General features: G+C 52.7%; 26 protein-coding genes. 8 read left to right on the forward strand and 18 right to left on the reverse strand.

The annotated features are described in order from the left end of the window. Positions 1-52: 52 nt before the first annotated feature. Positions 53-1,180, forward strand: coding sequence for a multidrug effflux MFS transporter (locus tag GPJ68_RS12325; protein ID WP_104651601.1), 1,128 nt, complete (start codon positions 53-55; stop codon positions 1,178-1,180). Positions 1,181-1,374: 194 nt separating this feature from the next. Here the strand turns inward: GPJ68_RS12325 and patD are convergent, their stop codons facing one another. The 8 genes from patD to GPJ68_RS12365 all read right to left on the reverse strand — a co-directional run bounded on the left by patD (position 1,375) and on the right by GPJ68_RS12365 (position 9,211). Next, complete coding sequence (gene patD, locus GPJ68_RS12330) at positions 1,375-2,802, reverse strand: aminobutyraldehyde dehydrogenase (RefSeq protein WP_016156580.1); 1,428 nt, start codon at positions 2,800-2,802, stop codon at positions 1,375-1,377. Between the two features lie 21 nt (positions 2,803-2,823). Then, complete coding sequence (locus GPJ68_RS12335) at positions 2,824-3,630, reverse strand: ABC transporter permease (RefSeq protein WP_016156581.1); 807 nt, start codon at positions 3,628-3,630, stop codon at positions 2,824-2,826. Beyond that, the gene (locus tag GPJ68_RS12340; protein ID WP_016153152.1) at positions 3,620-4,564 is read right to left on the reverse strand and encodes an ABC transporter permease; all 945 of its coding nucleotides are present in this window, start codon (positions 4,562-4,564) and stop codon (positions 3,620-3,622) included. Before GPJ68_RS12340 ends, GPJ68_RS12335 begins: the two co-directional genes overlap by 11 nt. Further along, entirely contained in the window at positions 4,565-5,581 is a 1,017-nt protein-coding gene (locus GPJ68_RS12345; protein WP_016153153.1) for an ABC transporter ATP-binding protein, read from the reverse strand. A 16-nt stretch (positions 5,582-5,597) separates the two neighbouring features. Beyond that, positions 5,598-6,743: a putative ABC transporter substrate-binding protein YdcS gene (ydcS, locus tag GPJ68_RS12350; RefSeq protein ID WP_016153154.1), complete on the reverse strand. Its 1,146-nt coding sequence runs from the start codon at positions 6,741-6,743 to the stop codon at positions 5,598-5,600. A 329-nt stretch (positions 6,744-7,072) separates the two neighbouring features. Further along, positions 7,073-8,482 carry a PLP-dependent aminotransferase family protein gene (locus tag GPJ68_RS12355; RefSeq protein ID WP_019076828.1) on the reverse strand — a complete coding sequence of 470 codons (1,410 nt, stop codon included), beginning with the start codon at positions 8,480-8,482 and terminating at the stop codon, positions 7,073-7,075. Between the two features lie 92 nt (positions 8,483-8,574). Beyond that, positions 8,575-8,991: a type II toxin-antitoxin system HicB family antitoxin gene (locus GPJ68_RS12360; protein ID WP_131382557.1), complete on the reverse strand. Its 417-nt coding sequence runs from the start codon at positions 8,989-8,991 to the stop codon at positions 8,575-8,577. A gap of 31 nt (positions 8,992-9,022) precedes the next feature. Continuing rightward, a complete protein-coding gene (locus GPJ68_RS12365) occupies positions 9,023-9,211 on the reverse strand; it encodes a type II toxin-antitoxin system HicA family toxin (protein WP_049259794.1) in 189 nt (62 codons plus the stop codon). A gap of 263 nt (positions 9,212-9,474) precedes the next feature. Here GPJ68_RS12365 and GPJ68_RS12370 point away from each other — a divergent pair, with 263 nt between their 5' ends. From GPJ68_RS12370 to GPJ68_RS12385, 4 genes are all read left to right on the forward strand, one after another. Continuing rightward, on the forward strand, positions 9,475-10,878 hold the full coding sequence (locus GPJ68_RS12370) for a cytochrome ubiquinol oxidase subunit I (RefSeq protein ID WP_016153156.1): 1,404 nt from the start codon (positions 9,475-9,477) through the stop codon (positions 10,876-10,878). After that, on the forward strand, positions 10,878-11,888 hold the full coding sequence (cydB, locus tag GPJ68_RS12375) for a cytochrome d ubiquinol oxidase subunit II (RefSeq protein ID WP_180837399.1): 1,011 nt from the start codon (positions 10,878-10,880) through the stop codon (positions 11,886-11,888). The genes GPJ68_RS12370 and cydB overlap by 1 nt, the downstream gene beginning before the upstream one ends. Next, positions 11,888-12,013, forward strand: coding sequence for a DUF2474 domain-containing protein (locus GPJ68_RS12380; protein ID WP_104651600.1), 126 nt, complete (start codon positions 11,888-11,890; stop codon positions 12,011-12,013). Before cydB ends, GPJ68_RS12380 begins: the two co-directional genes overlap by 1 nt. A gap of 189 nt (positions 12,014-12,202) precedes the next feature. Beyond that, a complete protein-coding gene (locus tag GPJ68_RS12385; protein WP_019076831.1) occupies positions 12,203-12,433 on the forward strand; it encodes a DUF2554 family protein in 231 nt (76 codons plus the stop codon). A 3-nt stretch (positions 12,434-12,436) separates the two neighbouring features. On the opposite strand, the gene GPJ68_RS12390 is transcribed toward GPJ68_RS12385, so the two are convergent. Together GPJ68_RS12390 and GPJ68_RS12395 are read right to left on the reverse strand one after the other, a co-directional pair. Beyond that, entirely contained in the window at positions 12,437-14,398 is a 1,962-nt protein-coding gene (locus GPJ68_RS12390) for a U32 family peptidase (protein WP_104651599.1), read from the reverse strand. A gap of 79 nt (positions 14,399-14,477) precedes the next feature. Further along, the gene (locus tag GPJ68_RS12395) at positions 14,478-15,014 is read right to left on the reverse strand and encodes a helix-turn-helix domain-containing protein (RefSeq protein WP_016153160.1); all 537 of its coding nucleotides are present in this window, start codon (positions 15,012-15,014) and stop codon (positions 14,478-14,480) included. 105 nt (positions 15,015-15,119) lie between these two features. Here GPJ68_RS12395 and GPJ68_RS12400 point away from each other — a divergent pair, with 105 nt between their 5' ends. Then, positions 15,120-16,286, forward strand: coding sequence for a benzoate/H(+) symporter BenE family transporter (locus GPJ68_RS12400; RefSeq protein ID WP_047358124.1), 1,167 nt, complete (start codon positions 15,120-15,122; stop codon positions 16,284-16,286). On the opposite strand, the gene GPJ68_RS12405 is transcribed toward GPJ68_RS12400, so the two are convergent. Then, positions 16,269-17,138 (reverse strand): helix-turn-helix domain-containing protein, encoded by an 870-nt coding sequence (locus GPJ68_RS12405; RefSeq protein ID WP_180837401.1) that lies wholly within the window; start codon positions 17,136-17,138, stop codon positions 16,269-16,271. The genes GPJ68_RS12400 and GPJ68_RS12405 overlap by 18 nt on opposite strands. 184 nt (positions 17,139-17,322) lie before the next feature. On the opposite strand from GPJ68_RS12405, the gene GPJ68_RS12410 reads away from it, so the two are divergent. Next, entirely contained in the window at positions 17,323-18,231 is a 909-nt protein-coding gene (locus GPJ68_RS12410) for a DMT family transporter (protein WP_016153163.1), read from the forward strand. Positions 18,232-18,266: 35 nt separating this feature from the next. Here GPJ68_RS12410 and GPJ68_RS12415 read toward each other — a convergent pair whose 3' ends face one another. From GPJ68_RS12415 to tehA, 3 genes are all read right to left on the reverse strand, one after another. Further along, positions 18,267-18,941, reverse strand: a complete 675-nt coding sequence (locus GPJ68_RS12415; protein ID WP_016156591.1) for a DUF3313 domain-containing protein — start codon at positions 18,939-18,941, stop codon at positions 18,267-18,269. A gap of 155 nt (positions 18,942-19,096) precedes the next feature. Further along, complete coding sequence (tehB, locus tag GPJ68_RS12420) at positions 19,097-19,693, reverse strand: tellurite resistance methyltransferase TehB (protein ID WP_180837403.1); 597 nt, start codon at positions 19,691-19,693, stop codon at positions 19,097-19,099. Then, a complete protein-coding gene (gene tehA / locus GPJ68_RS12425; RefSeq protein ID WP_104651598.1) occupies positions 19,693-20,694 on the reverse strand; it encodes a dicarboxylate transporter/tellurite-resistance protein TehA in 1,002 nt (333 codons plus the stop codon). The genes tehB and tehA overlap by 1 nt, the downstream gene beginning before the upstream one ends. 113 nt (positions 20,695-20,807) lie before the next feature. Between tehA and ydcK the strand changes: the two genes are divergently transcribed. Continuing rightward, positions 20,808-21,788: a YdcK family protein gene (ydcK, locus tag GPJ68_RS12430; protein ID WP_104651597.1), complete on the forward strand. Its 981-nt coding sequence runs from the start codon at positions 20,808-20,810 to the stop codon at positions 21,786-21,788. Here the strand turns inward: ydcK and rimL are convergent. The 4 genes from rimL to GPJ68_RS12450 form a co-directional block, all read right to left on the reverse strand. Further along, positions 21,780-22,325 (reverse strand): 50S ribosomal protein L7/L12-serine acetyltransferase, encoded by a 546-nt coding sequence (gene rimL / locus GPJ68_RS12435; protein WP_016156595.1) that lies wholly within the window; start codon positions 22,323-22,325, stop codon positions 21,780-21,782. The two genes, ydcK and rimL, sit on opposite strands and share 9 nt — an antisense overlap. 103 nt (positions 22,326-22,428) lie before the next feature. After that, positions 22,429-22,653, reverse strand: coding sequence for a YdcH family protein (locus GPJ68_RS12440; protein ID WP_003833168.1), 225 nt, complete (start codon positions 22,651-22,653; stop codon positions 22,429-22,431). 167 nt (positions 22,654-22,820) lie between these two features. Further along, complete coding sequence (locus GPJ68_RS12445; protein WP_029139548.1) at positions 22,821-24,476, reverse strand: glucan biosynthesis protein D; 1,656 nt, start codon at positions 24,474-24,476, stop codon at positions 22,821-22,823. A 193-nt stretch (positions 24,477-24,669) separates the two neighbouring features. Then, positions 24,670-26,013: a VOC family protein gene (locus GPJ68_RS12450; protein ID WP_016156596.1), complete on the reverse strand. Its 1,344-nt coding sequence runs from the start codon at positions 26,011-26,013 to the stop codon at positions 24,670-24,672. Between the last annotated feature and the right edge of the window lie 33 nt (positions 26,014-26,046).

Raw genomic sequence — 26,046 nt, forward strand, 5'->3', positions numbered from 1 at the left:
CCTCCCTTTCAGCAATAATGCCCGCCACTTTTCTGTCTCTCTGGATATTGCTATGAACTCTCTTCGCCGCCCGCCGCTGTGGCTTCTTACTTTGCTGATTATGTTTCCGCAACTGGTGGAAACCATTTATAGCCCGGCATTGCCAGGAATCGCCACGTCTTATCACGTAAGCAGTGAGCGCGCGGCCCAAACACTCTCCGTTTATTTTATTGCCTTTGCCATCGGCGTGGCGATGTGGGGTTGGCTAAGCGACTGCATCGGTCGACGTTGGGCGATGCTGGCAGGACTTATCTGCTATGGGTCAGGTTGTGCCCTGGCCGTGGTTGCCACTGACTTCAGCGTTTTGCTGCTGGCGCGGATGATCTCAGCCATCGGCGCGGCTGCCGGGTCAGTGGTGGTACAGACCATGTTACGGGACACATATGAATCAACTGCGCTATCCCGCGTCTTTTCCGTGATGGGCGCTGCGCTGGCATTGAGTCCCGTTTTCGGCCTGCTAAGCGGAGGTTGGCTGGTCAGCCTGGATGGTCATACCGGTGTATTTACTGCCCTTGTGCTGCTGGCGCTGCTACTGCTGCTACTGACTGCGACCATGCTGCCAGAAACCCGGCCCGAAAATACGCTCAGACCCAGCCTTGCTGCACTGCTCTCCCGCATGATGCGTGACCGCGAGCTGTGGAAAAATACCATGCTGGTTGCGCTGCTGAATACCATGCTGTTTAGCTATTACAGCCTGGCTCCGTTTCTTTTCGGTCAATTGGGATGGAGTTCCAGAGCCTTTGGCTGGACGGGGGGACTACTTGCGTTTGCTTCGCTGTCGGGCAGCCTGCTGAACCGGAGATTATTGACGACAGACCTGACGTCGGAACAGAGGGTACGTTATGCCTGTGCGCTGGCAGCATTGTCAGGCCTCGCCGCGTGGTGGTTACAGCACTCCGCGTGGATTCTGATACCGGTTTTCGGCGCGGTGATTGCCTATGGCATCGCGATCCCTAATGTGCTGAGTCAGGCCCTACGCCACTATCGTGAACAGGCCGGGGCCGCCGGTGCATTATTCGGATTAAGCTATTACCTGTTGCTGGGAATGATGCTGGGGGCTGCAGGCATGGTGCAACAATTGGGGCTGGTTCTGAGCGTCTGTGCGCTACTCGCCTGGATTTGCAGCTTGCGCCGCGGATAACCGGATGAGGTTCCTGAAAGCACAAAGCCCTGACATTAATAAGCCGGGGCTTTGTTGTATTAATAGCCTGACCTCGCGGATATTTCCAACTTACCGCCGTCCGATGGCGACGAGGCCAGTGGCGCGAATAATATAGACACACGTTTGCCAGTATTTAGCTATCCGTGCCGCATTTATTGCTCGCGCTCCAGATATTACTCATGCTTGATCATGACATGGCGAACAATCGTGTAATCTTCCAGCCCGTAAACCGACATATCCTTGCCATAACCAGACTGTTTTTGTCCGCCGTGCGGCATCTCGCTGACCAGCGTGAAGTGGGTATTGACCCAGGTGCAACCATACTGCAGGCGAGCGCTAAATCGATGCGCGCGCCCCACATCCCGAGTCCAGACGGAGGATGCCAGGCCGTATTTCGAATCGTTAGCCCACGCCAGTACCTGATCTTCATCCTCAAATACGGTGACGCTGACCACCGGACCGAAAACTTCCCGCTGCACGATAGCATCTTCCTGCTTCGCCCCGGCCAGCAGCGTCGGAGCAAAGTAGTAGCCTGCGCCGTCCACTTTTTTACCACCGGTGATGACTTTGATATGCCCCAGTGCTTTGGCTTCATCAACCGCTTTAGTAACGCGATCGAGGTGCGCCTGCGAGCTTACCGGCCCCAGCTCCGTCGATTCGTCATTCGGTGCACCGATTTTCAGACTGGCAACCGCGGCACCGAGTTTCTCAACCAACGCGTCATAAATGCCTTTCTGGGCATAGATTCGACAAGCGGCGGTACAGTCTTGCCCGGCGTTGTAATACCCAAAGGTTCGCACGCCGCTCACCACCGCATCCAGATCGGCATCATCAAAAATGATGACCGGGGCTTTGCCGCCCAGCTCCATATGTGTGCGCTTAATCGAAGGCGCGGTGTGCTGGATAATGTGTTCACCGGTCGCAATGGAGCCGGTCAGGGAAACCATCCGGACTTTTTCATGACCGGTCAGCGGGTCACCCACCGTTTTGCCACGGCCAAACAGCACGTTGATAACGCCTGGCGGATAAATATCTTTGGCAAATTCTGCCAGTTTAAGTGCCGTTAGCGGGGTAATTTCTGACGGTTTAATCACCACACAGTTACCCGCCGCCAGCGCCGGTGCCAGCTTCCACGCCGCCATCATCAGCGGGTAGTTCCACGGCGCGATAGAGGCCACCACGCCCAGTGGATCCCGACGAATCATCGACGTATGCCCTTCCAGATACTCTCCGGCCGCCTGTCCTTGCAGGGTACGAGCTGCCCCGGCGAAGAAGCGGAAAACGTCGACGATTGCCGGAATTTCATCGTTAAGGACACAGTGCAGCGGCTTACCACAGTTAAGCGATTCCAGCTCAGCGAAGGTTTGCGCGTTATCGGCGATAGCATCCGCCAGTTTCAGCAGCAGTTCGGAACGGACTTTCGGTGTGGTTTGTCCCCAGGTGGCAAATGCGCTGTCTGCTGCACGTACCGCCGCATCAACCTGCCCGGCTGACGCCTCGGCAATCTCCAGAATGCGTTCTCCAGTGGCAGGGTTATAGACTGGCTGCTTTTCACCTTCACCGTTGACCAGCTCGCCATTAATCAGTAATTGATGTTGCATAGCAATTTCCCATATCGTCGTTTATTTACCGTTTCCGGCGAGAGAGTCGCCTTCACGCGTTAGCCACCAGGCCCCTAAAATTGGCAGTGTTGTCACCAGCATTACCAGCAATGCCACAACGTTGGTGACAGGCACATCTCGTGGTCGACCCAGTTGATTGAGCAGCCACAAAGGAAGTGTTCTTTCATGTCCGGCGGTGAACGTTGTCACGATGATTTCATCAAACGACAAAGCAAACGCCAGCATCCCTCCCGCCAGCAGTGCCGATGCCAGGTTTGGCAGCACGACATAACGAAAGGTTTGCCAGCCGTTGGCGCCAAGATCCATAGACGCTTCAACCAGACTCCATGAGGTACGGCGAAAACGGGCCACGACGTTGTTAAATACCACCACCACGCAAAACGTCGCATGGCCGACCACGATGGTGAGAAAACCGGGTTCCAGGTTGATAGTTTTAAACGCCGTCAGTAGCGCCAGACCGGTAATAATCCCCGGCAGCGCGATCGGCAACAGCAGCAACAGCGATATTGCGCTTTTACCAAAAAAGTCCCTGCGCCACAGTGCGGCAGCGGCCAGCGTCCCCAGAACGAGAGCAATGGCCGTCGACAACGCAGCGATTTTAAGTGACAACGTCACCGATTCCAGAATATCGCTACGTTGCGCCGCAACGCTAAACCACTTCAGCGTTAACCCCTGCGGTGGAAAACTAAAAGCAGCCTCCTCAGTATTAAAAGCATAGGTGGCGATGATGAGGATAGGAAAGTGCAGGAAAATAACCCCGCCCCATGCCGCCAGTTTGAGTAACCAGGGCGCGCGTTCAGAGTGCATCGAAAGCTCCCAGACGCTTCACGAACGCCAGATACAGTGCGATTAACACAATCGGCACCAGAGTAAATGCCGCCGCCATCGGCATATTGCCGATCGCCCCTTGTTGCGAATACACCATATTGCCGATGAAATAGCCTGGCGGCCCCACCAGTTGCGGCACGATAAAATCGCCCAACGTCAGAGAGAAGGTAAAGATCGACCCTGCCGCGATACCGGGTATCGCCAGTGGCAGGACCACATAGCGGAAAGTCTGATGCGGACGAGCGCCCAAATCAGCGGAGGCCTGTAAGAGCGAAGGCGGAAGTCTCTCCAGCGCGGCCTGTACCGGCAGGATCATAAACGGCAGCCAGATGTAGACGAACACCAGAAAACGCCCTAACCCTGAAGTCGACAACGTATTGCCGCCGACCGCAGGCAGCGTCAGGAACGAAAGCAGCAGCGGCTCCAGCCCCAGATGGGTTAAAAACCACTGCGCCACCCCGTCTTTAGCCAACAGTAACGTCCATGCGTAGGCTTTAACAATGTAACTGGCCCACATCGGCAACATCACAGCAATGTAAAAAAAGGCTTTCATTTTGCCACTGGTATATCGCGCCATATACCACGCCATCGGAAACGCCAGAATCGCGCTGGCAATGGTGACCGCCACCGCCATCGTCAGGGTACGCAAAATGATGTCGTAGTTGGCGGGATTAAACAGCGCCTGCAAATTCGCCAGCGTCAGGTCGGGCGTGACCGACATGGTGAAATCATCGAAGGTATAAAAACCTTGCCACAACAGCGTCAGTAATGAGCCGAAGTAGACGATCCCAAACCACATCAGCGGTCCGAGGAGCAGCAAAAATAGCCCCAGACCCGGATTACGCCAGAAGAACCCTGAGATCCGGTTCAGACTTGTCGACTGTGGAGGCGAATGTAAGACATTCATAGCCATTCACCTCTCCTCAACCAGCGGTACCATCACGTCGCGTGACCACGATGCCATCACCTGTTGACCCGGCGACAGCGTTGTTGGCAGCATTTCTCCCGTCAGGTTCGCCTGGCTAACCAGCAATTTTTCACCGCCGACAAGTTTCAGTTCAAAACGTGTCGCGGCACCCTGGTACTGCACTGCCTGGATAACCCCCCGGGCCTGGACTTCGCCACTGCTATCATTCAAGCGAATGTGTTCCGGACGCAGGGAAAACATACCCTGTAGCCCGCAAACGTTCGCTGACATCGTTTCATCAAAAACATTTGACGTCCCGACGAAACTTGCCACAAACGGTGTGCGCGGACGCATGTACAGTTCACGCGGAGAATCCACCTGTTCGATGCGACCATTATTAAACACCGCCACACGATCGGACATCGACAGGGCTTCACCCTGATCGTGGGTGACAAAAATGAAGGTGATACCCAGGGATTGCTGTAGCTTTTTCAGTTCCAGCTGCATCTGCTCACGCAGCTTAAGATCCAATGCCCCGAGCGGTTCATCCAACAGCAGGACGCGCGGTTCATTGACCAGCGCGCGGGCAATCGCCACGCGTTGCCGCTGACCACCGGAAAGTTGCGATGGTTTGCGTTCATAAACAAAACCGAGCGCAACCTTATCCAGCGCTTCACGTGCTTTTGCGTGACGCTGTTTTTTATCAATACCTTTGACCATCAGCCCGTAGGCGACATTGTCGAGAATCGACATATGCGGGAATAGCGCATAATCCTGAAATACCGTATTGACGTCCCGTTCCCAGGGCGGCAATTCGCTGGCCTGCTTACCAAAAATGGTGATTGCGCCGCCTGACAGTTGCTCAAACCCTGCAATAAGGCGCAGACAAGTGGTCTTGCCGGAGCCGGATGGCCCCAGCATAGAGAAAAACTCACCGTCGTTAATCGCAATACTCACCCCATCAACTGCACGAACATCCCCGTACAGACGCGAGACGTTATGAAACTCCACTGCGTACGTCATAAAACCCCCAGCGGAATTAACGACCGCCCATAATGGCGATGTAATCCTGCGTCCAGCGACTGTAAGGAACGAATTTGCCACCTTCTGCGATCGGCGTTTTCCAGAAGGCAATTTTGTCAAAGTAGCTATAGCCGTTGGTTTCACAGCCCTTTTCACCCAGCAGCGGGCTGGCTTTACAACCTTCAGGCACGACTGGCAGAGAACCAAACCAGGCTGCGACGTCGCCCTGAACTTTCGGGGTTAATGACCAGTTCATCCATTTGTAAGCGCACACCGGGTGTTTGGCTTCGCTGTGCAGCATGGTGGTATCAGCCCATCCGGTAACCCCTTCTTTTGGGAAGACCGTGGCAATAGGCTGGCCTTCTCCTTTCAGGGCGTTCGCCTGATAAGGCCAGGCGCTGGACGCCACCACACCTTCGTTTTTGAAGTCGCTCATTTGCACGGTGGTATCGTGCCAATAGCGATGGATCAGCGCGTGCTGATCGCTCAGGACTTTGATCACCGCCTGATACTGTTGTTCGGTGAGCTGATAGGGATCGGTAATGCCCAGTTGCGGCTGAGTCGCCTTAACGAATAATGCAGCATCGGCAATATAGATCGGGCCATCGTAGGCTTGAACGCGCCCTTTATTGCTTTTTCCGTCCCCAAGTTTTTGCTCAACAAATACCACGTTCCAGCTATCCGGCGGTGTTGGGAAAATTTTGGTGTTGTACATCAGCAGGTTTGGCCCCCACTGGTACGGTGTACCGTAAACTTTTCCGCCAACGTTAAACCACTCGCCTTTTACCACGCGCGGATCGATGCTTTTCCAGTTAGGGATCAGCGCGGTATTAATCGGCTGAACGCGTTTTCCCATAATCAGACGCAATGAGGCATCACCGGAAGCGGTAACCAGGTCGTAGCCGCCTTTTGCCATCAGGCTGACCATTTCATCAGAAGTGGCCGCTGTTTTAACATTGACCGCGCAGCCGGTCTCTTTTTCAAACTGCGAGACCCAATCATATTGTTTATCGGTCTGTCCACGTTCGATGTAGCCCGGCCAGGCAATAATATCCAGACGGCCTTCCGGTTTATCTAAGGATGTCGGGGGTTCGGCTGCCTGTGCAGTCATCAGTGTCATACTGAGTGCGCACAGGCTACTGAGGGCAAACTGCTTGCTCATAACGTCTTACTCCTGTCTAAAAAATATTGAGCGGCAGCCTTGCCGTAAATATATGTCCTTTCCTAAAAATAGTCGGGGTGTTGTGAGCGTTCCTGCTGGCGCAAGGAAATTTAATCAGGTTGTGAGCTAACGCTCATTACGCTACTGACGCTGATCGGGAGCTTTAATCTTCTGGAGTATAGACAAGGAGTTAGGTGCAACGGTGGCAATAGTAAGAACTATTAATTTTTTGTATGGTAGCACCCGATATAAATAACATCGGGGTTAGGTATTCTCTATTTCGAAAATAAGAACGCGCTATTCTTTTATATTGAATAGCGCGTTACGTTTTATTTCATCATCTCGCGAATTAATTTTCCCAGCTGTTTCACAGCCTGTTCCTCACGCTCTCCCCAGTGCCATGCGGTATTAAAGCGAAAAAAACGAGTCCAGCTCCCCGAGGTCGAAAACATTTTTCCCGGTGCAATGCTGATATGGTGCGCCAGTGCCTGGGTGCTGAGCACGCCTGCATCAAGCGGTTCAGGCAGTTCCAGCCACAGAAAATAGCCGCTGTCGTTATGGTGAATTTTGACTTCCGCCGGAAGATGACGCAGCAACGTTTGCCAGGCCTGCTGTTTGCGTTCCGCCAGTTGACGGCGTAAGCGGCGCAGATGCGCGTCATAGCGCCGGGTTGACAGATAATCCACGAGCGCAAGCTGCATGGGGGAACTGGTGGATAACGTGCTCATGAGCTGGAGTCGCTGAATACGTCGAGCATGCTTCCCGGCCGCCACCCAGCCCACGCGAAATCCGGGCACCAGACACTTCGAGAAGGATGAACAATGCAAAACGCTGTCGGCGCGATCCCAGGCTTTGGCAGGCAGTGGTTTTTCGCGACCAAAGTACAGCTCGCTGTAGACATCATCTTCTATCAGCATTACATGATATTTTTCCAGCAATGCGACCAGGTGCGCCTTTTTCTCTGGGCTGAGCGTAAAGCCCAACGGATTTTGGCTGTTGGTCATCAGCCAGCAGGCTTTTACCGGATACTCCTGCAACGCTTGCTCCAGCGCGGTAAGATCGATCCCCTCTTTCACGTCGGTGGCAATCGAAAGCGCCTTCAGCCGTAATCGCTCCAGGGCCTGCAACGCCCCGTAGAAACAGGGGTTTTCGACAATTACCCAGTCTCCCGGTTCGGTAACCGCCTGCAGGCTCAGGTTGAGGGCATCCAGCGCACCGGTAGTGATGACAATTTCATCAGGTGAAATGGTCATCCCCTGTTGAGCATAGCGGCGGGCAATGGCATGGCGCAGCTCATCATTTCCCGGCGGCAGGTTTTCTATCACGCTCATGGCGGTCGCGGTTTTACTGACCTGCGCCAGCGAGCGGTTCAACTGCTGGAGGGGAAACAGACGCGGATCGGGGAATGCAGAGGCAAATGGCATCACTGACGCATCCCGGCTGGCCTGCAGCATATCAAAAATATAGGTGTTGATATCCACCGCTTCATCGCGCATCACCTGCGCCTGCGGCGCTGCCAGCTCACGTTCAGGGCGCGCGGCAACATAGTAACCCGACTGCGGCCGGGCGATAATCCGGCCCTGACTTTCCAGCAACTGATATGCATGTCCGACGGTCATAAAACTCATGCCGCTGCTGACCACCTGCTCGCGCAAGGATGGCAAGCGATCGCCGGGCTGCCATACGCCAGACGCGATTTGATCGCGAATTTGCTCAGCCAGTCGCTGGTATTTTTTCATTTTTCGTCCTGATAATCGGTGTCGGTGACACGCACTGTATATATCAGTTTACATAATCAGGGCATTTTTTATAACTGTTATAGTTAACAGTTTTACAACATTGTTACTGACAGCTCCTTGCCTAAGGCGCGTGCAGCTATTTGCACAGCATCAATTTTTGTCGCGTGCTTTAAATCGAACAAACGGGTAATTTCCTGCTTAGGCCTGCCGATCCTGTTTGCCAGCTCCTGCTGGGTGATTTTTGATTCAAGAAAGGCATTTAACAAAAGAACCTTCGACGCAATGCTCAGGGGGATTTCCACATAGTCACCTTCAGTGCCAACCGCCGAAGGTAAAGGAATCGGTTCGTTATCGTCGAAATAGAATTCAAAAGCGGTCACCAATGCAGACTGCGCAGCCTGCAAAGCCCCATGACGGGTTTCGCCCTGGGTTAATGCTTCAGGAATATCCGGGAAAGAAACCACGAATCCACCTTCCACGGCGGGGATTAGATTAACGGGATAACGCATGATTTTTTCAAAATCTCTCATATAATTAACCTCATATTGATGATGACTGTAAACCAAGCTGCTTCAGGATCGATTTTCGCAAGGCTTCTTTTATTTCATCACCAGGATGCCTGGGCATAACGCTACGCCTTCCCTGGTACCTCAACTTCAGATGATTTGAGCCGTTTGTAACAGCCACTCCCTGAGATTCAAGCCAGCGTCTGAACTCACTTTGCTTCACTGCGCCTCCCTGTCGTCTATTATACACACAAAGTAAACATTTATGATTACCTTTTCATTACCTCGCGAGTGATAGCGTAAAATCACTCGCGTGGGGAGGACGCGATTCAATAACAGGAATCCAGGTTCCAGATTTCATATCAGCCAGGCTAACCTATAACAGCACGACAACTGTTATGGTTAAAAAGAACTGTTCTGTTTCTGCCTTCCATTGCTTCGCAGCCTTAGAATTGCGCCAAATCAATTTTGCCTGCGGAGCTAAGCATGTTCGGTCTTGACGCGTTTCACCTGGCGAGGATCCAGTTCGCGTTTACGGTATCCTTTCACATCATCTTTCCGGCGATTACCATTGGCCTCGCCAGTTATCTGGCGGTGCTCGAAGGGTTATGGTTAAAAACGAAAAATCCGACCTGGCGCTCGCTATACCATTTCTGGTCGAAAATATTCGCCGTAAACTTTGGTATGGGCGTGGTTTCCGGGCTGGTGATGGCTTATCAGTTCGGCACGAACTGGAGTGGTTTTTCCGAGTTCGCCGGTAGCATCACCGGGCCGCTGCTGACCTATGAAGTATTAACCGCCTTCTTCCTCGAAGCGGGCTTCCTCGGGGTAATGCTGTTTGGCTGGAACCGGGTTGGCCCAGGACTTCACTTCTTCGCGACCTGTATGGTTGCGCTGGGTACTATTATTTCTACCTTCTGGATCCTCGCCTCCAACAGCTGGATGCAAACGCCACAGGGCTATGAAATTGTTAACGGGCAAGTCGTTCCCGTCGACTGGTTCGCCGTGATTTTCAATCCTTCCTTCCCTTATCGTTTGCTGCATATGTCCGTTGCCGCCTTCCTGAGCAGCGCGCTGTTTGTCGCGGCATCAGCCGCATGGCATTTATTGCGCGGTAATAGCACGCCAGCAATTCGCGCGATGTTTTCAATGGCGCTGTGGATGACGTTAATCGTCGCCCCGCTGCAGGCCTTAATTGGCGATATGCACGGGTTGAATACGCTGAAGCACCAGCCTGCAAAAATTGCGGCGATTGAAGGACACTGGGAAAATCCGCCCGGTGAACCGACCCCGCTGCTGTTGTTCGGCTGGCCGGATATGGAGCAGGAGCGCACCCGCTATGGGCTGGAAATCCCGGCGCTGGGCAGCCTGATCCTGACTCATAGTCTGGATAAACAGGTCCCGGCGTTAAAAGAATTTCCGAAGGAAGACAGGCCCAATTCCACCATCGTGTTCTGGTCGTTTCGCATTATGGCAGGGTTAGGCATGCTGATGATCCTGCTGGGCGCGTTTGCCCTGTGGCTGCGTTATAAGGAGCGGCTATACACCTCACGTCCTTTCCTGCGTTTTGCATTGTGGATGGGGCCCTCCGGTCTGATTGCCATCCTTGCTGGCTGGGTGACCACCGAAGTTGGCCGTCAGCCGTGGGTGGTTTACGGTTTGCAACGTACGGCGGATGCGGTTTCCGCACATGGTGATTTACATATGAGCATCAGCCTACTGTCTTTCTTTGTGGTGTATAGCTCGGTGTTTGGCGTGGGTTACAGCTACATGATCCGCCTGATCCGCAAAGGGCCACAGGAAGATGAGCCGACCATTCCACCAACAGGCACGCCGGCACGGCCGCTTTCTGCTGTTGTTCTCGATTCTCAACCGGAGGCACACCGCTAATGGGTATCGATTTATCAGTTATCTGGTTTGTAATTATCGTGTTCGCCACGCTGATGTATATCGTGATGGACGGTTTTGATCTCGGGATCGGTATTTTATTCCCTGCGATTTCGGATGCGGATGACCGCGATGTGATGGTCAACAGCGTCGCCCCGGTATGGGATGGTAATGAAACCTGGCTGGTGTTGTGCGGCGCCGGATTATTCGGCGCTTTTCCCCTGGCCTATGCGGTGATTGTCGATGCGCTAACGATCCCGTTGACCCTGATGCTCATCGGCCTGATATTTCGCGGCGTCGCGTTTGAGTTTCGCTTCAAAGCCACGCCGGCGCATCGACCATTCTGGGATAAAGCTTTTCTCGGCGGTTCAATCCTCGCGACATTCACTCAGGGTATTGTGGTCGGTGCCGTACTCAATGGATTTTCCGTCACCGGACGCAGCTACAGCGGCGGTCCTTTCGACTGGCTGACCCCCTTTACCCTGTTCTGCGGCGTGGGCCTGGTTGTAGCCTACGCCCTGTTGGGGGCAACATGGCTGGTGATGAAAAGCGAAAATCCGTTGCAGGATAAAATGCGCTGCGTGGCAAGAAAACTGCTGCTGGCGATGCTGGTTGTCATTGCCATTATCAGCCTGTGGACGCCGCTGGCGCACAGCGCCATTGCCGAGCGTTGGTTTAGCCTGCCCAATCTGTGGTTCCTGATGCCGGTTCCGCTCCTGGTTGCGCTGATTAGCCTCTGGCTGTGGCGCTCGCTGGGTCAGCAAAACAGCCATACGCTGCCTTTTGTATTGACGCTGGGGCTGATTTTTCTCGGGTTCAGCGGGCTGGGGATCAGTATCTGGCCCCACATCATTCCACCGTCCATTACGCTGTGGCAGGCGGCAGCTCCGGCGCAGAGTCAGGGCTTTATGTTGGTTGGCGCGCTGCTGATTATCCCGATAATCCTGGTGTACACCTTCTGGAGCTACTACGTTTTCCGCGGCAAAGTTCAACATGGTGAGGGGTATCATTGATGCAACAAACAATCTGGAAACGCCTGATGTGGCTGGTGATCCTCTGGGGCGGCAGCGTGCTGGCCCTGGCCGCCGTTGGTATGTTCTTTCGTATCCTGATGACGGCCGCCGGATTTAAATCCTGATTCTCTCCCTGATAATAACCGGGCAGCGCTGCACTGCCCGGTTGTGACAAATCCCAACGTTATCTAAACAAAAATGTAAAAAACATCGAAATGACAAAACAGAGATTGTCATTAACCCGATTAAAATATTGAATAGTCACCTGGCGAAATTATCGTCAATTCCGCAGCTAACGTACCAGAGGGTGCATGATGTTTAAGAAAGGGTTAACGGTGTTATTGCTGGCCAGCGCGCTTTTTTCCGGTCAGCTTCTCGTTACTAATCAGGGACATGAATATCTTCAGGTGCAGGATGCCGATCACTTATTACGACACACGGCCGACAGCGATGAACTACGAATGACGGCGGAAGAATCCGCCGCCGATCTTCGCGAACACCATTACTGGCAAAAATCACGCAAACCCGATACACATCAGAGCTAACCGTTAGCTTTTACGCTTTGGCAACGTTTTCAGCAGTTCTTCAGGGCTGACGGAAGCCACCACGCTGCCCGGCAACGGCATCTTCAGAATGTGATGTTTCATCTTGCCGATCACGTGCATTTCGCACGGTCGGCAATCAAATTTCAGCGTCAGGACCTCATCGCCGTTAACCAGTTGCATCGGCGTGGCTTTCCAGCTTTTGATATTTCCTTTCGCCTGTTTCGGACACAGGTTAAACGCAAAACGCAGGCAATGTTTGGTGATCATCACCGGCACATCGCCCTTTTCTTCATGCGCCTCATAGGCGGCATCAATCAACTGCACGCCATAACGGTGATAAAACTCTCGCGCTTTATGGTTGTAGACGTTAGCCAGAAAACTCAGATGCGTTTGCGGGTAAACCGGCGCCGGCTGGGCAACCGGTTTACGGCGACCGCGCTGATAGTTTTGCAAACGAGCTGCATCCAGCATGTCGACCGCTTCACGTCGCAGCTGATTCAGTTGACCGTTCGGCACGAACAATGCTCCCGGCAGATTCACCTGAATATTACGGGCGTAATACAGCGTTTGTCCCAGTTTTGCCAGGCCATCCTGCAGGTTGCTCAACGCTTTTTCTGCATTGTTCGCTTCCTCAAACTGGCCTTCCAGCGTATGGGTGATACTCACCCCCTCCTCACTGGTGAGCGTCAGGATCAACTGTTCCTGCCAGCCGCCCAGCTCAATATCGACCGCGACGCGGCGTTCGCTGGAGGTTTTGGTCAACGCTTGCTGCCAGTTATGATCGAGATTGCGGTTCAGCGGATGGTTGGCGCGCACTTTGTGCAGGTCGGCGGGCATTTCATTCGGCCACACCCGATAACGATTGTGCCCCGTTTTTTCAACGGTGTTGGCGCGAAATCCGACGACCTCACGCTTGATTAACACGTTCAGACCATCCCCGTTGGCCAGCGGTTCTGTTACCTCAACATCGAGATGATCTTTTGCCACCTTCAGGACTTCGCCAACCGGCAGACCGATGAACTTTGGTGAGTCGAATGCGCCGATATCCCCCTTACGGGCATTCACAAAATAATCGGTGCTGCCGCGATGGAAGGTCTTTTCCGTGGATGGAGTAAAGAAATGTTCGGTACGCCCGGCTGAAGAACGGGCAAGATCGCCGCGCTCTTCAATAATGGCGTCCAGCATCTGACGATAATGCGCGGTAATATTCTTCACATAGCTCATGTCTTTATAGCGCCCTTCAATTTTGAAGGAGCGCACGCCTGCGTCAATCAACGCGCCGAGGTTGGCGGTCTGATCGTTATCTTTCATCGACAGCAGATGTTTTTCATAGGATACGACGCGCCCCTGATCGTCTTTCAGGGTATACGGCAGGCGACAAGCCTGAGAACAGTCACCGCGGTTAGCGCTACGTCCGGTTTGCGCATGTGAAATATAACACTGGCCTGAATAGGCCACGCACAGCGCACCGTGAATGAAAAATTCAATAGTTGCATCCGTAGCCTGATGAATGGCGTGTATCTGCTCAAGGCTTAGTTCGCGCGCGAGGACAATTTGGGTGAATCCGACGTCAGAAAGAAACTTCGCCTTCTCGACGCTGCGAATATCACATTGGGTGCTGGCGTGCAGCTCAATGGGAGGGATATCCAGCTCCAGAATCCCCATATCCTGCACAATCAGGGCGTCAACGCCGGTCTGATACAGATCGGTAATTAATCGCTGTGCGGGCTCCAGCTCATCATCATGCAAGATTGTATTCAGCGTCACAAAGATTTTCGCCCCGTAACGATGCGCAAACGGCACCAGTTCGGCGATATCTTTCAGGCTGTTACTGGCGTTATGACGCGCGCCAAAACCCGGTCCGCCAATGTAAACGGCGTCAGCACCGTGCAAAATGGCTTCACGTGCAATGGCGGTATCCCGGGCCGGGCTTAACAATTCAAGGTGATGAGGCTGCTGGCGCATACAGTTGTTACCATCCACAAGTGGTAAAAATGGCGGCTATTGTAGTCACAAGCGCGGCTTTTCGGAATAGTTTTCCCGATTAACCGCGCGGGTAATGGATCAGGGAATGAAAGTGAACCGTTTGTTCGCTACTGTTACGGTAGCTATGCGCCCTGTCTCCCGCAAAACGCACCCCCTCGCCGGATTTCATGGTGCGCCACTGCCCCTCAATACACATATCCAGCAGCCCATTTATCACCACCACGTGCTCTATAACGCCGGTTTCATGCGGAGTCGATTCACTGAGTGCGCCGGGTGCCAGCTGTATCGAAAAATGATCGAAGCACAGCTGTGGGTCCCACGGAAACAATGGCGTGACGACCATCGCCTGCTGCTGGGGATCGAATGTTGGCGCGCCGTCTGACTCTGGCGGTGAAATAAACGTCGAGAACGGCACGTTCAGTCCGGTGGCAATTTTCCACAATGTCGCCACCGTTGGGCTGGATTCGTTGCGCTCAATCTGCCCCAACATGGCTTTTGACACGCCGGTTTCCTCCGCCAAACGTGACAGGCTCCATTCCCGCTGGTGACGTAGCGTGCGGAGCGTTGTGGCCAGATAGTGGGTTAAGTTTTCCATTTTTCGCCTTCCTGACTCTCCTTTCTCAAGGCTACAGCTTAGCACTTGTACGCTATAACGCACAGTGCTACATTGATTGACCGTTATAACGCACACGGAGTGACTATGCGCGCATTTTCCATCCCACTACCCACCGTATTATCGGGGTTTGTGGCCGTCCTGGTCGGTTACGCCAGCTCGGCTGCCATTATCTGGCAAGCGGCCCTGGCCGCAGGTGCGACCACCGATCAAATCGCGGGCTGGATGACCGCGCTGGGGATTGCAATGGGCGTCAGTACGCTGGCGCTGACGTTATGGTATCGCGCTCCTGTGCTCACGGCCTGGTCAACACCTGGCGCCGCGCTGCTGGTTACGGGTCTGCACGGGGTATCGATTCAGGATGCTATCGGCGTTTTTATCGTAGCTAACGCGTTGATTGTGCTGTGCGGCATAACCGGATTGTTTGCCCGTCTGATGAAAATAATCCCCCACTCACTGGCATCAGCCATGCTGGCCGGGATCCTGCTGCGCTTTGGTCTGCAGGCCTTTAATAGCCTCAACAGTGAGCTTATTTTGTGCGGTAGTATGCTGGTGGCATGGCTGGTATTTAAAGTCACAGCCCCACGGTACGCGACGATCGCCGCGATGCTGGCGGGTATCGCTATCGCGCTAATAAAAGGTGACATTGTCACAAACGGAGTGGATTTGTCGCCGGTCATGCCTGCGTTTATAGCCCCACACTTTTCATTTGCCCACAGTATCAGCATTGCGCTACCGCTGTTTCTGGTTACTATGGCTTCGCAAAATGCCCCAGGTATTGCCACTATGAATGCGTCGGGCTATTCATTACCCGTTTCACCGCTCATTATCTTTACCGGCCTGCTGGCGCTGATTTTTTCGCCGTTTGGCGTCTACTCCATCTGCATTGCCGCCATAACCGCCGCAATTTGCCAAAGTCCCGAAGCGCATCCTGATGCCAAACGACGCTGGCTCGCCGCCGCCGCGGCTGGCGTCTTCTATCTTCTGGCTGGGGTGTTTGGCGGTTCAGTCACAGGACTAATGGCGGCACTGCCCGTAAGCTGGATCCAGATGCTGGCCGGTCTGGCCTTGCTCGGGACGATTAGCGGTAGTTTGTATCAGGCGTTGCATAATGAAGCGGAACGCGACGCAGCCATCGTTACGTTTTTGGTCACGGCCAGTGGCCTGACGTTATTGGGGATTGGATCTGCATTCTGGGGGCTGGTCGTAGGCGGTATCTGCTACGCCGTGTTGACGTTATTTCGCCGCACGTAGCTGCGTTGGCGTTTTACCGGTTACCTGTTTAAACCGGTTACTAAAATGGCTTGCCGAACTGAATCCGCAGGTCATCGCAATATCTGACAAACTGCGTGAAGTGTAACAGACCAGATGCTGCGCCAGCGCCATACGACGTTGCATCACGTACTGATGCGGTGCCATATTCATCGACTGGCGAAACATTCTGGCAAAATGGAATTCGCTGAGCGCCGCCTCACTAGCCAGATCGTTCAGGGTGATTGGGTACGCCAGATGCGCGTCAATATAGGCCAGCACGTTACGCAAGGTGACTGGCGCGAGTCCCCCGATGACGGTGGGCAGCCGCCATTGAACGTTGCTGTAATGCTGGATCAGATGCGTTAACAGTAGCGAAGATGCCGCGCTGAGCGTGAGGTGATTGGCCGGTTGCTGCCAGTCGTTATCAAGCAGAAACTGACGGTAAACCGCCGTGATCCCCGGGTCACTGCCAAACGTGTGCTCGTCCAGCGTGAAGCTATAGGGGCTTTTATCCCAGACTTTTTCACCCACTTCGCGCAGATGTTCGTCGGTACAATAGAGATGAACAAAGGAGAGATCGTCGCGGATATCCCAACTTGATTCGCTCTCTTTCGGCATCAGGCAAAAACGGTCCGGTCCGCCGCCATTCTTCCAGCCCCCCGCCGTTTTGTGGTAACTCTCGTAGCCATCCGCGATATATAAACTGAGCGTATGGTGATCGCAATACTGGGTGATGGTATCGCGCTTGTTTGACCAGGCCGCCAGTTGGATCCCTGAATGTAACGCAACCGATTCATGCAGCACGGCATTATGTTTGCGTAAGTTTTCAAAGGCATCGTAGGGCTGAGGCATACCATCACATTCAAAATAAGTTAGCAGGCTTTCAGTCTATAACAGCCACATATTGTTAACAGCTTCCTTTTCGCTTTTACGCTAAAAAAGCGCAAGATTTTGCAAGTCCGCCGCAAACCTATGAAAGCCTCCTGCCGCCAGACATGACACAGTGTGAACCTGAATCCAAAAAAGAGAGAGTTGTATGAACGCACTGTTGTACTGCCTGGTGGTGGTAATTTGGGGAACGACATGGATTGCGATTTATTTGCAGCAGGGCCCGGTTTCTGCGCCGGTTTCTATCTTTTGGCGCTTCGCCGTTGCCAGTTCGCTGATGATAGTGATCCTGCTGGTTAGCGGTAAATTACGCAAACTGTCTGGTCGCGATCATCTGTTTTGTCTGTTACAGGGTGGATGCGTTTTTTGCTTCAACTTCTGGTGTTTTTATACGGCTGCGGCCTGGATTAATACCGGCCTGGAGTCGGTGATTTTCTCAATGGCCGTCCTGTTCAATGCGGTCAATAGCTTCATCTTTTTTGGGCAAAAACCACCGCTGCGTTTCTATATCGCAGCTGGTCTCGGACTGACGGGCATTGTGACTCTGTTCTGGCAGGATTTGCTCAACAGCGGATTCAATCATTCCTTGCTGCTGGGTATCGGCTTAAGCGCCCTTGGAACCTTCGGTTTCTCATTGGGTAATATGATCAGCATGCGTCACCAGAAAAAAGGGCTGGAAGTGTTAACGACCAACAGTTGGGCCATGCTGTACGGCACGCTGTTGATCGCTGCCATTGCGCTGATGCGCGGGGACAATTTTACGCCACAGTGGACATTCAGCTATCTCAGCGCGCTGTTATATCTGGCTATTTTTGGCTCAGTGATTGCTTTCGGCGCTTATTTCACACTGGTAGGTCGCATTGGTCCCAGTAGGGCGGCATACAGTACCCTGCTTTTCCCGCTGGTTGCGCTAACGCTGTCAACATTGTATGAAGGATACGTCTGGCAGGTTAACGCTATTGCCGGATTGGTGTTGATTTTACTGGGGAATATGGTGATGTTTGCCCGACCAGAAGTACTGATGGGTAAACTATTCTATCGACGCCGGGTGGCATAAAAAAAACTCACCATCCTGAGATGGTGCGTTGATTATTATTGTGGTTTTTTGTTCACGTCAAACATGGTGGCATCCGTCGCCATGTCATCAATAACTTTCTTCAACGTTTCGAACGCCATCGGCGTGCTTTCGTTGCTCAGATCTTTACCTTCACCCTTACGTACAACTTTAATTACCGGTTTATTGGTCGCAGCATCAATCAACTCACCCTCGAAATAGAGGTTGGTATCCATGGTACGGTGACCCGTTGCCATTTGTGTTCCCGCAACGAGTAGCGCAACCGGGATCACTTCATAGAACTGCAGACCTTCTTTGCTTGTTGCAACACCGGTAATCGCTCCGCGGAAAATCAGGCTACGTGGCCCAGGGGTAGTAACCAGGGGCTTACGCTTGCTGATGGCGGATTTCAACTGGGTATTGGTGTAGGTCAGCAGTTGATCAAGAACCTGCTGCCCTACCTGCGTGGTAGGTTTAGGAACCGGATAATACGTTACCGGGTTATATACAATGTTGTCATATTTGGATTCGTTGTAGCTCGGATCAACCCAACGGAGTACGGTTTGTCCCGATGCTGATTGTGTTTCCTTCAAATCAGAGTAATTTTTTAAAAACCCAGAATATTTATCCGGCGCGGTCACTTTTGACGCACAGCCGGATAATGCCAACAAGCCAGTAAGCACTGCAACTTTAAATAAAGTTTGAGTACGCATGAAACGATCCCTTTAGTTTTCGCAATGATGCTTAAAAAGGATAGCAAAACCGTTTCATTTTGGATGTACTAAAAATGGTAAACACCGCACAATTTTCTCTCTACGCCCGGCACAAAAAATGCTGAGCGCAGAAAGAGTTAACCCAGGCGGGAGGTTCAGGCAGTTTTGCGTGCCAGCATTGTGGCAAAGCGCAGTTTAATTCGATTACCGTTTTCATCCGTACGATGAAGTTCACCCACGTCTTCGTTATATTTCAGCAGATCCCATCCGCTGTAATAATTGCGCAATTCTCCGGTTTTAAACGCGAACGGGAAACCCACGGTACACGGAAAATCATCGGTATCCATCGCCGCGACGATTAAGTTATATCCGCCCGGTTTAGTGCACCGCTGCATATTTTCAATAAGGCCAGGGATAGTTTTGGCTTCAAGGAACATCAGCACAACGGTAGAAAGAATAAAATCATATTCGCCATCAAAGTGTAATGCGTTGAGATCCGCGACGTTCGCGTGCAGATTGGTCAGCCCTTCCGCCGCTTTTATACGCTCAAGGTTAGCGATGCTCATGGGATTTTTATCCCATGCTGTCACGTCATAACCGTTTGCCGCAAGGTACAGGCTGTTACGACCGTTACCGCAGCCCAGGTCTAACGTTTTACCTGGCTTAACAATGTTTGCCGCTTCAACAATATCGGAATGCGTACGAGTTAAATCGTATTTCTCAGTAAAGTAGTTTTCGTCGCAAAGGGTCATTATTTATCCTCAGATTTCAGTAATGCAGCACGCTCCGTGCGGATGAGCAGTTTCCCCTGCATCAGCAATGCAAACGTACGTACCAGTAATAATGCAATGATAAAATTGGTAAAAATAAACAGTGGGATCGACAGCGTATGAAAAAATCCTGACTCGCTACCGTGGCCCAGATGCAGCCCTGTTGTTGCCAGAGCCGACACGCCAAACGAGAAGCTCCAGAAAGACGCATTAAATGGCTGTGACAAATACCACGGCATGAGCCGTAGCATGAACAGCAGTTGCAGCAGACCATAGCCGAACAACATTTTGGCTAACGTATCGCCCTCGCCGCCGTTAACGCTAAGCCAGGCGCTGCAGGCGACCAGCGCAGGCGCCAGTTGAATGCCAAGTGAAGTACGTAACACCGCAGGCAACTCACCGCAGCTACGTAAACGTTGCAGAATCACCGGCTCCAGACTGAGCCAGGAAAAAACCCCGGCGCCTAAAAACACCAATCCTGCGTCGTTGAAACCCAGTGCGCCACAGGCCATTGCACTGATAAAGTTATTGGCGACGGTCGGCAGATACAGACCCGGCGTGGTGGCTTCCTCTGGATGCGAACCACGCCACAACCCTGCCGTTTGCCAGGCGGCGTAGGCCAGCTGTATCACCACGCCAATGCTGAACAACCCAATCGCCAGCGGTCGATACCACGGGACAAAACCAATCGCGACCAGCATCGTTGTGGCCGGAAACAGACTGACAAAGCTGCTCATCACCGGGTGACGAATTTCCGCCAATACGCTATGCGGAAAACGCAGTAAACGGCTCAGAAAAGCCAGCGTCAGCAGCCCCCAAATGACCATTGCGAGGATCACTAAACCGTCGCCAATAAAGTGACTCACTGGCCACACCTGACTGGCATAACGCCACGCAAACCCCATCCCAATGATGCCCAGTACCATGCCAAAATAACCGGCCGGAAGATTGAGGACCCGCTCACTCTGTTTGTTCTTACTCATTTTGTTTATTTTTTAAAGTATATTTGAAATGCATTTTATGGAATTTCCGCTGATTTAGCCAGTGCGGAAAACTTTGCTACGTTTAACTAAGGTGCGCAACATGGAAATGAGCTATGACCAAATATCGTCTCAGCGATGAGTCTCGATCCTTTAGTTACCAGGATAATGGCAATAAAAAAGGCGTATTACTACGCCAAATCATTGCGCTCACTGATTTTAATGATGTCCAGGCCGGCACGCCCGGTGGCTGGATCGACAATGAAAGCGTGCTGTCACAAAGCGGTGATTGCTGGATTTACGATGAAAACGCGCTCGCATTTTCCGGCGCGACGATTACAGGAAACGCCCGCATTACTCAGGCAAGCGTGGTCAGAGATGGCGCGCAAATTAGCGATGACGTGTGGATTGACCGGGCTGAAATCAGTCATAACGCGCAAATACGTGACAACGTCACCATTCAGGATTCTGTGGTTCGCGGCGAGTGCCTTCTCTTTGGTGATGCGCGCGTGATGTGTGACTCTGAAATCATCGCCGCCAGGGGGCTAACCCGTGAAAACGACCAGCTCCTGCAAATTTATGATCGGGCTTTTGTCAGCCACTCACGAGTGGTGCATCAGGCGCAGATCTATGGCGATGCGAAAATCAACTATGCCTTTATTGAACATCGGGCGGAAGTTTTTGATTTCGCACAGGTGGAAGGTAATGAAGAGAACAATGTCTGGATTTGCGATTGCGCCAAAGTCTATGGATATGCGCGCGTCATCGCCGGGAGCGAAGAAGATGCCATACCTACCCTACGCTACAGCTCGCAGGTGGCGGAGCACGCGGTAGTTGAAGGTAACTGCGTGCTGAAACACCACGTGCTGGTCGGCGGTCATGCGCAATTACGCGGTGGACCGCTCCAGTTAGACGACCACATCCTGATTGAAGGCCACGTCTGCGTGCTGGGCGAAGTGCTGATCGAGCATCACATTGAGATAACCGGTCAGGCGCATATCCAGGCGTTTGATGGCGATGCCATTCACCTACGCGGACCGAAAGTGATTAACGGTGAACAGCGCATTACGCGCACGCCTATCGCAGGTTTATTCTGAAGAGCCATCAATGATGCGGGCGTAGAGATTCACATCATAGTAATCACCATTAAGGAATTCCGCCTGTTGCATACATCCTTCCAGTTGGAAGCCATTACGTAGCGCCACCTGGTTGCTCTCAACGTTTTCTACGCGACATTTAATCACGAAGCGGCGAATCTCCTGACGCTGCGCATAATGATGAATTAAGGCCTGTAGCGCCTGGGACATGATGCCTTTACCCTGATGCTCCTCATCTAGCCAGTAGCCGATATAAGCCGCTTTGTTCAGCGGTTCTATCTGGTTAAACGAGATAACCCCGACCACATTTTCTTGCGCAAAAATCAGGAACATTTTGGCGTAACCGCGCTGGTGCAACATCATATTGCCCTGCACATTTTTGCGGGTGTCCTCCTCAGAGGCAACAAACTGCGGCCAGTTAAGCGACTGCTGGAGCCAGCTTTTATTTTTAAGCACCAACTGATGCAGAGGCGTGACGTGTTGCTCTTCTACGGCACGCAGTTCCAGCGTGTCATTGATGGTAATCACTTCTGACATTTTCATTCCGTTATGATGGTTAAGCAGGCCACCCTGCTCAATCAAATAAAAACAGGAAGGGCTCCCTTTTGGAAGCCCTTTTACACAGCAAGCGCCGTTTTACTTAGCTCTCACTGACACTCTCTTTTTGCAATATTTTGAGCAGATCTTCCTTCAGGTGGAGTTTCTGTTTCTTAAGGCGAACAATGTCCAAACTATACCCCCGACCATCCGAACCTTCCAGTCTGGAGATCTCATGATCAAGGCTGTTGTGTTTTTCGAATAAGGACAGAAAGCGAGGGTTCTCGGATTTCAGTCGGGAAATAAGGTCTCTGTATTCTGGAAACATACTTTCTCCCTGTTAGTGGAAAAGAACGTGTATAAGAAATACACACCTCCAGAGTACCCACTTGACTTACAGAAAAATGCGAACGGGATCGAGTAAATAGTGTACAGAATGGTTGTGAAGAGGATTACAGATTCGGCTCCCCATTCGGAGAGCCGTAAAGGGAGTGATTAACGCATCTCGCGGTCGTCAACGTACTGACGTTTATCCGGCGCTGGCGGGAAGTACTGATACAGCCAGGTTTCACTGATGGCGTCGCCCTGACAACGCAGGAACATACGCATATCTACCGGATCGGTTGAGTCAGAGGTCGGATACCAGTCAAACTGAATGCGATAACCGTCGATAGGTTCCACGTAAAGGATCTCAATCTGTTTCGCTTCACCGCTGGAGAGCGTAATCACCGGTTCAATACCCTTCGGCGCGGCGGCTTTTAGATCGCCACCGACGAAATCAACAGCAAAACGTCGCGCCCATTTTTCCGGGTAGTGCTCGCCCGGCGCCCATCCTTCCGGGAAGCCGCCCATGCCTGTTCGGGTCGCCATCACGCGAGCCAGCGGTGAACGCACCGGCGGTTGAGCGCTCCAGTACAGGCGATATTTGAATTCCAGATCATCGCCCGCTTTGATCGACCTTTCAGGCTGCCAGAAGCAGACGACGTTATCCAGCGTTTCGCCGGTCGTCGGGATCTCCATCAGGCCGATAGTCCCCTTGCCCCACTGGTTACGCGGTTCGACCCACAGGCTCGGACGCTTGTTGTACCAGCCCATGATATCCTGGTAATGGGAGAAGTCGCGATCGAGCTGCAGCAAGCCAAACCCTTTCGGGTTGTTATCGGTATAGGCGTTGAACTGCAGTTTTTGCGGGTTATTCAGCGGGCGGCAGATCCACTCGCCATTGCCCCGCCACATCGCCAGACGGTCGGAATCATGAATTTGCGGGTGAATGGTGTCACACATCCGACGTTCGTTGTTGCCGCAGCTAAACATGCTGGTCATCGGTGCAATACCGAGCTGCTTGATGTCTTTGCGCGCATAGATGTGGTTTTGTACATCCATGATCACCTGCGTTTTCTCGCAGTGGATCACGAACTTAAATGCACCGGTTACGCTGGGGCTGTCGAGAAGCGCATACACGGTAAAGGAGGTTGCGCCCGGTTTGACCGTTTCGAACCAGAAAGAGGTGAAATCAGGAAACTCTTCTTTGCTGTCGGTGTAGGTATCTACCGCCAGACCGCGGGCCGATAAACCGTACTGATAGGTGTCATCCACGGCGCGGAAATAGCTGGCGCCCAGGAAAGAAACGATATCGCGACGGGCTAATTCTGGCGCTTTAAACACGCGGAACCCGGCGAACCCGAGGTCAGTCTGCCCTTCCAGCTGTTTGGTATCCACACCCGCATCATTGTATTTAAACAGTTCCGGACGGAAGTGGATTTCGCGCGCCATATGCGTGCTGCCATCAACCGAGAACATGCGTACGCGGCGACGGAAGCCCATTCCCACGTGGAAGAACTGCGCATCAAGCTGACGATTTTCAACATTGTTCCACAGAGACTGCTCTGCGTCATATTGAATGCTGTTGTAGGCCTGCGGCGTCAGTTTCGCCAGCGTGTCAGGTAACGCGCGCGGTGCGCCGCCCCAGGGCTTCTGTGCTAAGTCATGGGCCATCGATTGCAGAACGGAAAAATCAAAACGTACGGTTTTTCCGTCTGCAATGTCAGACTCTGCCGCAAAGGCGGCGCTGGAAAAGAGTGATGCAATACCACTGGTTCCGCACACGGCGGCCATTGCCATTGAACCTTTAATAAATCGTCTGCGATTCATGCCTGAAAGTAAGTCCTTCTGGTCGTGTAAATGGTCCCGCGCCGGCCATAATCAGCGGCAAGAGAGTGCACATTTCTGACCGCTCACTCTAGACAAAATTCATTAATAATCCAATTGTTGGTCGCCGATTATCTGTACAAAATCGAAAATATTTTATGTCGATGGGAACAGACCGAATCCCATGTAAATTCAATTAAAGTAAACCACACCGCCGTTTACTGCGATCTTGCGCCTCCTGATACAACGCAAACTCATCATAAACCGCACAACCCAGCGCCTGTTCGAACGCGTCGCGGCTGGAATTACCGTGGCTACGGGCCTGAGTTTCATTCCCCAAATTAGACTGGAAAATCCCCGCGGCGCTCACCGGTAAAAAATCTTCGTAGGTAATGGGCTGAGCAACCAGCCAACCCCGCTCAATGAGCGGTTGCGGGTCGTCATCCGGGCGAATCGCCTGTCGATGCGCCTCGCCCGACGGCGTCAGCCGGTAGCGGAACCAGGCAAGCCCCTGCTGGCGCAGCAGAAATTCGCTGTCCGGAAATGCTTTGAACACCTCCTGCAAATGCAGCTGATGCGTCAGGTTGTCTTTTCCCGTTCCCGCTTTATTCAGCAATTCGTCGTACAACGCTCTGCCTTTCGGCGTCAGGGCCACGCCGCGCTGTTCGATTTCACCAAAACGCGCCGTGTGAGTGCCACGCATTTCACCGGCAAATAACACCGGCTCTTCCAGCGCTTTAAAACTGGTCTGGCGCAATAAAATGGGCACCTCGCGGCGCGGCGGCCCTTCAATCAGTATTTTGGGTTCAATGCCGCACTCCGGCATCATCGACTGAACCCGGTCGATATCCAGCGTACGCGGCGTCAGATGGTTAATATGACACCCAGGGAAACACACCACATCAGCAATCAGCCGGTGCTCATTGTGCAATGCGTGATAGGTCGCCTCATCGACCGTGGCATGCTGATGCCAGCGGAAAGTTTCCAGCGCTTCTTGCACAAACTCCTGCGCCTGCTCAGGCGTAAAACTGCCCTGCACATCAAACTCATCCAGCAGCTCGTGACAACGACGGGTGAAAATATCGCGTTTCGCGAGGATCTCCGCGGCTTTTTGCCGTAGCGCGGCGTTTTCGATTAATTCGAGCCGCAATAACGAGGTGAATACCCGAAACGGGTTGCGCGAAAGCGACGCATCGTCAATGGGACGAAACGCGGTGGAATGCACGGGAACACCGGCCTGGGAGAGATCGTAATAACTCACCGGATACATGCCCATAATGGCAAACATCCGGCGTAGCGTAGAAAGCTCCTGCGCAGTGCCCACCCGAATGGCGCCGTGGCGCTCAACGTTTAGCCGGGCCAGCTCATCTGCATTCGCCAGTTTTTCATGCAGCGTAGGATTATTTTCCAGTACCGCCAGATTCACATCAGCGACAAGTTCCAGCAACGTGCCATATTGCGGGACTTCCTGCTGGTACATTGCTGACATTGCCTGCGAAAATTGTTCCCGAATCTCATCTGCCGTGATGGTGTTCGCCATAATGTCATGCCTCCAGTGAATATTACCTGGAGT

Origin of the sequence: Citrobacter sp. 172116965 (assembly GCF_013458095.1) — a bacterium.
Taxonomy (GTDB): Bacteria; Pseudomonadota; Gammaproteobacteria; order Enterobacterales; family Enterobacteriaceae; genus Citrobacter; species Citrobacter braakii.